The sequence below is a fragment of the Pseudoalteromonas sp. BSi20480 genome (assembly GCF_000241365.1).
Lineage (GTDB): Bacteria > Pseudomonadota > Gammaproteobacteria > Enterobacterales > Alteromonadaceae > Pseudoalteromonas > Pseudoalteromonas marina.
Genome location: NZ_BADX01000128.1, coordinates 1 through 6,755 on the forward strand (window position 1 = coordinate 1; position 6,755 = coordinate 6,755).

The 6,755-nt window shown below is 37.0% G+C and carries 8 protein-coding genes; all 8 read right to left on the reverse strand.

Annotation, left to right across the window (positions count from 1 at the left end; genetic code table 11):
* Positions 1-1,155 (reverse strand): organoarsenical effux MFS transporter ArsJ (gene arsJ, locus P20480_RS18400; protein WP_033025638.1); only part of this gene is annotated, 1,155 nt, incomplete at its 3' end.
* A 2-nt stretch (positions 1,156-1,157) separates the two neighbouring features.
* Entirely contained in the window at positions 1,158-2,168 is a 1,011-nt protein-coding gene (locus P20480_RS06095; RefSeq protein ID WP_008113569.1) for an ArsJ-associated glyceraldehyde-3-phosphate dehydrogenase, read from the reverse strand.
* A gap of 26 nt (positions 2,169-2,194) precedes the next feature.
* Positions 2,195-2,683: a phosphatase domain-containing protein gene (locus P20480_RS06090; protein WP_008113568.1), complete on the reverse strand. Its 489-nt coding sequence runs from the start codon at positions 2,681-2,683 to the stop codon at positions 2,195-2,197.
* 163 nt (positions 2,684-2,846) lie between these two features.
* Complete coding sequence (locus P20480_RS06085) at positions 2,847-3,083, reverse strand: thioredoxin family protein (RefSeq protein WP_008113564.1); 237 nt, start codon at positions 3,081-3,083, stop codon at positions 2,847-2,849.
* A gap of 9 nt (positions 3,084-3,092) precedes the next feature.
* The gene (locus P20480_RS06080; RefSeq protein ID WP_008113562.1) at positions 3,093-4,085 is read right to left on the reverse strand and encodes a permease; all 993 of its coding nucleotides are present in this window, start codon (positions 4,083-4,085) and stop codon (positions 3,093-3,095) included.
* Positions 4,078-5,106 (reverse strand): ACR3 family arsenite efflux transporter, encoded by a 1,029-nt coding sequence (gene arsB / locus P20480_RS06075; protein ID WP_008113560.1) that lies wholly within the window; start codon positions 5,104-5,106, stop codon positions 4,078-4,080. The genes P20480_RS06080 and arsB overlap by 8 nt, the downstream gene beginning before the upstream one ends.
* A gap of 33 nt (positions 5,107-5,139) precedes the next feature.
* Positions 5,140-5,958 (reverse strand): metalloregulator ArsR/SmtB family transcription factor, encoded by an 819-nt coding sequence (locus P20480_RS06070; RefSeq protein ID WP_008113558.1) that lies wholly within the window; start codon positions 5,956-5,958, stop codon positions 5,140-5,142.
* A gap of 494 nt (positions 5,959-6,452) precedes the next feature.
* Positions 6,453-6,755 (reverse strand): hypothetical protein (locus P20480_RS19850; protein WP_238530306.1); only part of this gene is annotated, 303 nt, incomplete at its 5' end.

Consider the following 6,755-nt stretch of genomic DNA (forward strand, 5'->3'; position numbering starts at 1 on the left):
ATCTAGGCCATAATTTTGATATACCCAACCTGAAAGCACTGTACCAATTAATCTCCCCATAGCATTAGCCATATAGTAAAAACCAACATCAAGCGATACACCGTCACTACCTGCATAACTGACGATGAGATAGCTATGTAAAGAAGAGTTAATAGCGAAAACAGCCCCAAAAATCAGTAGTCCTATAATGATTGAAGCTTGAATATGAAAATTAAAATGCAAGGCCAAAGCAATCACAGCAGGTATTAATGTTAAGTAGCTTGCCCATAAAAATGCTGACCTACCCGTTGGCACATTACCTTGCTTTTCCCTCGTGCCTTTTCCGGTAATAATAGGCGCAACAGACTGAACTATGCCATAGCCAATGACCCAACTTGCCATAAAACCTCCAACCCACCAATGATCCCAATTAAAGGTCACAGCTAAAAAAACGGGTAACGCTACGACAAACCAAACATCTCTTGCACCAAATAAAAACATTCGAGCAGCAGAAAGAATGTTTATTGACGAACTCTTAGAGAAAATATCATTAAATTTAGGTTTATTTGTCGCCTTGCCCAAATCATCTTTTAAGGCGATTAAACTAAATACCCACACTATGGCTAATAGTGAAGCCATTAAGATGATTGCACCTTTAAATTCAAGCAAGGTTAGTAACAAACCTCCAAGAAAGAACCCTACACCTTTTAGCGCATTTTTAGACCCTGTAAGTATAGCAACCCACTGATAAAGCTTACCTTCAGCGCCTACTGGAACAAGTAACTTTATCGAGCTTTTCGCACTCATTTTATTTAAATCTTTAGCGATACCTGATAAAGCTTGTGCCGCCATTACATAGATAACTGTTAGCATTTCAGCAGGAACAACAAGCATACCAAGCGCAATTATTTGTATGGCTAAGCCAATGTTCATGGTTTTGTTCAAACCAAGTCGTGCACCTAGCCAACCACCAACAAGATTCGTAATAACACCAAATATTTCATAAAATAAAAACAGCATGGCAATATTTAAAGGGCTATATCCTAACTGATGAAAATATAGCACTACGAGCATGCGTAGTGCACCATCGGTTAAAGTAAACGCCCAGTAATTACCTGTTATCACCAAATATTGTTTAATTTGCGGTGATAACGCTTTGAGTGATAAAAGCCCCATGATTAACCTTTGTCCGCCAAACCAACCATACGTGCTAGCTCAGCCGTTCTATTGGCATAGCCCCATTCATTGTCATACCAAACATAAAGTTTTACTTGTGTACCATTTACTACCATCGTTGATAATGCATCAATGATGCTAGAACGTGGATCAGTTTTATAATCAATAGACACTAGTGGTCGTTCTTCATATCCCATGATGTTTTTCAATTCACCTTGTGCTGCTTGTTTAAGTACTTTATTTACTTCTTCAACAGTTGTAGCTCGTTCAACTTCAAAAACACAATCTGTAATTGATGCATTAGTTAAAGGAACTCGTATTGCATGACCATTTAACTTCCCTTTTAGTTCAGGAAAAATATGCGTAATTGCCGTAGCCGAGCCAGTTGTTGTCGGAATTAAGCTCATGCCACATGCTCGTGCTCTACGTAAATCCTTATGGGGGGCATCTAATATGGTTTGCGTATTAGTAATGTCATGGATAGTGGTCATTGAACCATGCTTAATACCTATTTTTTCATGAATAACTTTGACCACTGGCGCTAGGCAATTAGTGGTACATGAAGCTGCTGTTACGATAGGATGAATAGCTTTGTCGTATAAATTTTCATTTACTCCCATAACGATATTCAATACACCATCTTCTTTTACAGGAGCTGTAACCACAACACGCTTTACACCTTGATCTAAATAGGCTTGTAACAGCGCTTTCGTTTTTATTTTTCCTGATGCCTCAATTACTACATCACACTTAGACCAGTCAGTGTCTTGAGTCGCTTTGTTTTGCGTGCAAGGAATAGCCTTGTTATTGATAATTATTGAATCGCCTTCATGATTCGCCTCATGATGCCAACGACCATGTACTGAATCAAACGTCATTAAATGTCCAAGTGTTTCAGCATTTCCCGCAGGATCATTGATTTGAATAATCTCTATATCATCCCAATCAAATGCTGCACGCATTGATAAACGTCCCATACGGCCAAAACCGTTAATACCGATTTTAATTGTCATAAATCTGTCCTGAATGTTGTTAAAAATTATAAATAAGTATTGAAATAATCAAGCTGTACTGGGTGTTTTAGCGCTTTAGGCCGTATTTCCTGTACTGCTTCAATTACCTTTTCACCTGACCACCCAAAAGCTAAAAGTATAAGTCCAATCACTAATCCTGTTCTGCCAGAGCCACCTTTGCAGTGAACAGCAATGGTGCCCTTGTTATTTATCACCTCTAAAATGTTAGCCTTTTGAGCATCCCACTGAGATTCAAAGGCTTGGCTTGGGGCAGCATCATCTAAAATGGGTAATTGAACCCACTCAATTCCTTGCTTTTCACATTCAGTTGGTAAAGAGAGTGCATTGTTTTTTTCCATTTCTTCGTCAAACATCAACGTAATAAGCATGTTAGTACCTGCTTGTTTAAGTGTTGATATAGACTCAACTAAAATAGAATCTTTCGTGCCTGGGCACGGGGTAAATATAAGTTGGCTACCGTTTTCAAGTGCCAAAATATCAAAAGGATGTGACATTATTTTTCCTATCGTTAATTATCTGTGCAATGTATTGATTTACAGTTATTTGCATAAGGTTTACTTTCTATTTGAATGGTGACGTGAGAAACATTAAATTCATGTTGGATAGTAGATGTTATCTCTTCGAGTAAATTTCCATCATTTAAACAGTTAACTTTTGCTATTGCTGTAACCATAATTCAATCTCTTGACGGTGGGGAATAGAGCCACTATGCACATTAACTTCATCAATAATTACAGCAGGAGTACTCATTACGCCATACCCCATAATTACTTCAGGATCAGTTTCTTTGATTACGTGTACATCTACATTTAATTCAGTAGCTATTTTTGCAATAACTTCAATGGTTTTTGTACATTTTGCACAACCAGTACCTAATACTTTTATTTCTTTCATGATTTTTCCTTAAATAAAGGGGGTCAGATAATTAAAAATCCAACCAATTAACGTAAATGCAACGAGTAGAAGTGCAAAAAGTACTACTAGTAATCGCCACTGCATTACTTGTTTTAATAAAATAAATTCAGGAAAACTTGCTGCCACAGTACTCATACAAAAGGCGAGTGTTGTTCCAATAGGAAGTCCTTGTTTAATTAAACTTTCCATCACAGGAATTACACCTGTGGCATTGGAATATAAAGGTATACCTAATAATACGGCAGATGGAACTGACCACCATTGACCATTACCTAAATGCTCTTCAATCCAGCCATCAGGAACAAAACCATGTAACGCAGAGCCTAGCCCAACACCAATGATCACCCATTTCCATACTCGGCCAAAAATCTCTAACATTTCCTCTTTGGCAAAGGTATGTCGCTCTTTTAAAGACAAGCTTTCAACCTGTTTGGATTGAACTGTAGAGGAAGCCTTTTGACCACGCTCTAAAGCTTTCGCAGCAAAGGATTGCAACCAGCGCTCAGCCCTAATAGCATCAAGGAAAATACCGCCTAAAATCCCAACAGACATACCAACAACCACATACAGTAACGTGAATTTCCATCCTAATAAGCTTAGTAACAGCAAGACCGCAACTTCATTGATTAGCGGAGAGGTAATGAGAAATGACATAGTGATGCCAACAGGAATACCTGCTGACGTAAAACCTAAAAATACAGGAATACTTGAACAGGAACAAAAAGGGGTTATTGCGCCAAAACTAGAGCCTAATATGTAACCGACACCTTTATGTTTATCGGCTAAATAATCACGAACACGCTCTACATTTATTGATGCTCTTATCAATGCAATGACGTAAATCATCACTAGTAATAAAAAGAAAATTTTGGTGGTGTCTTCAATAAAAAAATGAAGTGCATCGCCTAATTTTGTTGCTTTCGACAATCCAAAAACATCAACGACTAACCATGTGGCTAAGTCAGTAAATACCTCAAACATGGCTTTCCCCAAACCAGCCTTGTGTACGGTTAATAATATAAACTAATGACAACATAACAGGCACTTCAACCAATACCCCAACAACGGTCGCCAAAGCTGCTCCAGAATGTAAACCAAAAAGGGATATAGCCACCGCAACCGCTAATTCAAAGAAGTTAGATGTACCTATCAAACATGCTGGAGCCGCTATGTTATGTGGTAGTCTCATCCATTTTGCTGCTAAGTACGCGATAATGAAAATACCGTATGTTTGGATCATTAGAGGAATGGCAATTAAGCCAATGGTTTCAGGTTCAGAAATGATGGTATTTGCTTGAAATCCAAATAATAACACCACTGTTGCTAACAGGCCGATAACCGACCAAGGCTTTAATGTTGATAACAATTCATTTAATGATTGTTCACCATTACCATTATTCAGGATTTTACGAGTCACTACTCCTGCAATTAAAGGCAGCAAAACATAAAGCACTACAGAAATCATCAACGTTTCCCAAGGAACTTGAATATCACTTACACCAAGTAAAAATGCCGAGATAGGTGCGAAAGCAAAGATCATGATCACATCATTTACTGATACTTGAACCAATGTATAGTTCGGATCACCTTTCGTTAACTGTGACCATACAAATACCATTGCAGTACAAGGGGCTACGCCCAATAAAATCATGCCAGCGATGTATTCTTGTGCAGATGCAGGATCAACTAAATCAGCAAAAAGGAAAGTAAAGAAAAACCAACCTAAACCAGCCATGGTGAAAGGTTTAACCAACCAGTTTATGACAATAGTTAACACAAGCCCTTTAGGGTTTTTACCCACATCTTTTATCGCTGAAAAATCAATTTGAACCATCATGGGATAAATCATCACCCAGATGAAAACAGCGACTACAATGTTAACGTGTGCAATCTCAAAGTTGGCAATCACTTGAAAAGCATCAGGTTGCCATAAGCCTAATACCACACCAAGCACAATGCTTAAGCCAACCCAAACCGATAAATAACGCTCAAAAATACCCATTATTCAATCCTTTACTCATTCTTTATAGAAAATTTATTTACAGAAATTTGCTCGATTAGGTCTATTTTGCATATTAGCTAAACGCTGAAGTTCGTTACTAACCAGAGGAACATTATTCTCTGTTGTTTGTGCAATCACAGATTTAGCCCATAACGGTAAGTCAGGATTGATACGATAAAACACCCACTGACCGTGCTTTCTATCAGTTATCACTTTAGCTTTTTTCAAAACAGCTAAATTACGTGATACTTTGGGCTGGCTATCTTCTTCCATCGCTTCCATTAACTCACAAACGCAAAGCTCACCATGATAATGCGTCAACATTAACGTTTTCAGTCGGATATCATCAGTTAGGCTTTTATAAAAGGAGATGGGGTCAAATTCGTCACTTTTGACATCAATTGAGGTTTTTGTATCACCACAACTGATCTTAGCGTCCTTTTCTTCAACCAAAATAAACATAGATAGACGGTTGTTAAGCTCGTTTAATGTTGTAGAAAAAGGGTTACTACCAGAACGCTCTTTTGGATCGGGAAAATCCCAAGCTAACTGCTTAACGGCATTAGGGTAGCTGCGACATTCATTATTAGCTTTATCGCATAGTGTAATGACGTAATCAAATACTTGACCTTCAAAGACATTCACACTTTTAGACACTAAATCGTTAGTATCTAAGCCAAACTTTTCTAAAGCATCAATCGCACGAACATCAACGGCATCAGGTTTAGTACCTGCACTAAAAACATTAAATATGTCTCCCGCTTTATGCCGCAATAACGCTTCAGCCATTTGAGATCTAGCCGAGTTTGCAGTGCAAAGGAAAAGGATTTTTTTATTTTTTAGGCTTTTCATATGAAACCTTAGTTATTTGCATGTGAATTATTATATATATGAAAAATCACATATACAAGCATTGGCATATAAAAAGATTTAAATCTGAAGCATGATTTAAATTTTATAAACGAACTTTTCGTACAAATAGATTCTTAGTGATTTCGAGGGGATGAGCACAAAACCCCTTTTAGATAAATCAGTAGATATTTCAACTTTAGAGGAAATATCTACTGCAATTAGTGCTCAATAAACTGTTATTAATGATATCAATGTTTGGAACATAGCCAATTAGAACAAACGCTATTCTTTCAGTTTCATCAAAAGAGCCATTAGTTAAAGAGGAATATCAAAAAATCCTAATGAATTCTTCACCTCAACTTTCTCATGGGTCTATTGAAATACATAATAGGTAAATTGATTTCATTTTCGAGAATATTTTAAATAATTCTCGTTTTAATATTACGATTACTTAGGTAATCGTAATATTAAAACGTTCTTTAGAAGCATCTCATTCATATAGAATTCTCCAAGTAATCCATATCACAAAATGGTCGAATACTTGCGGAGAAATATGATTGATGAAGAATGATTGGGAGTTTTCGTGCGTCTTTATGGTTTAGCAGTGTTTCTTTAATGCCATTACTAAATTCACAATAATTGATCATAGACATAGCGGGTGATTCAACATGAATACATTCGAATATCAGCCTTTGCTGCTCAAAATAAAATATAAAAACCTGCTTCTCTGGAATATCTCTAATTGATATTTTAAGTGTTGGTAAATTACTGTTGATTTCTTCTGTTAAACTTGGGGA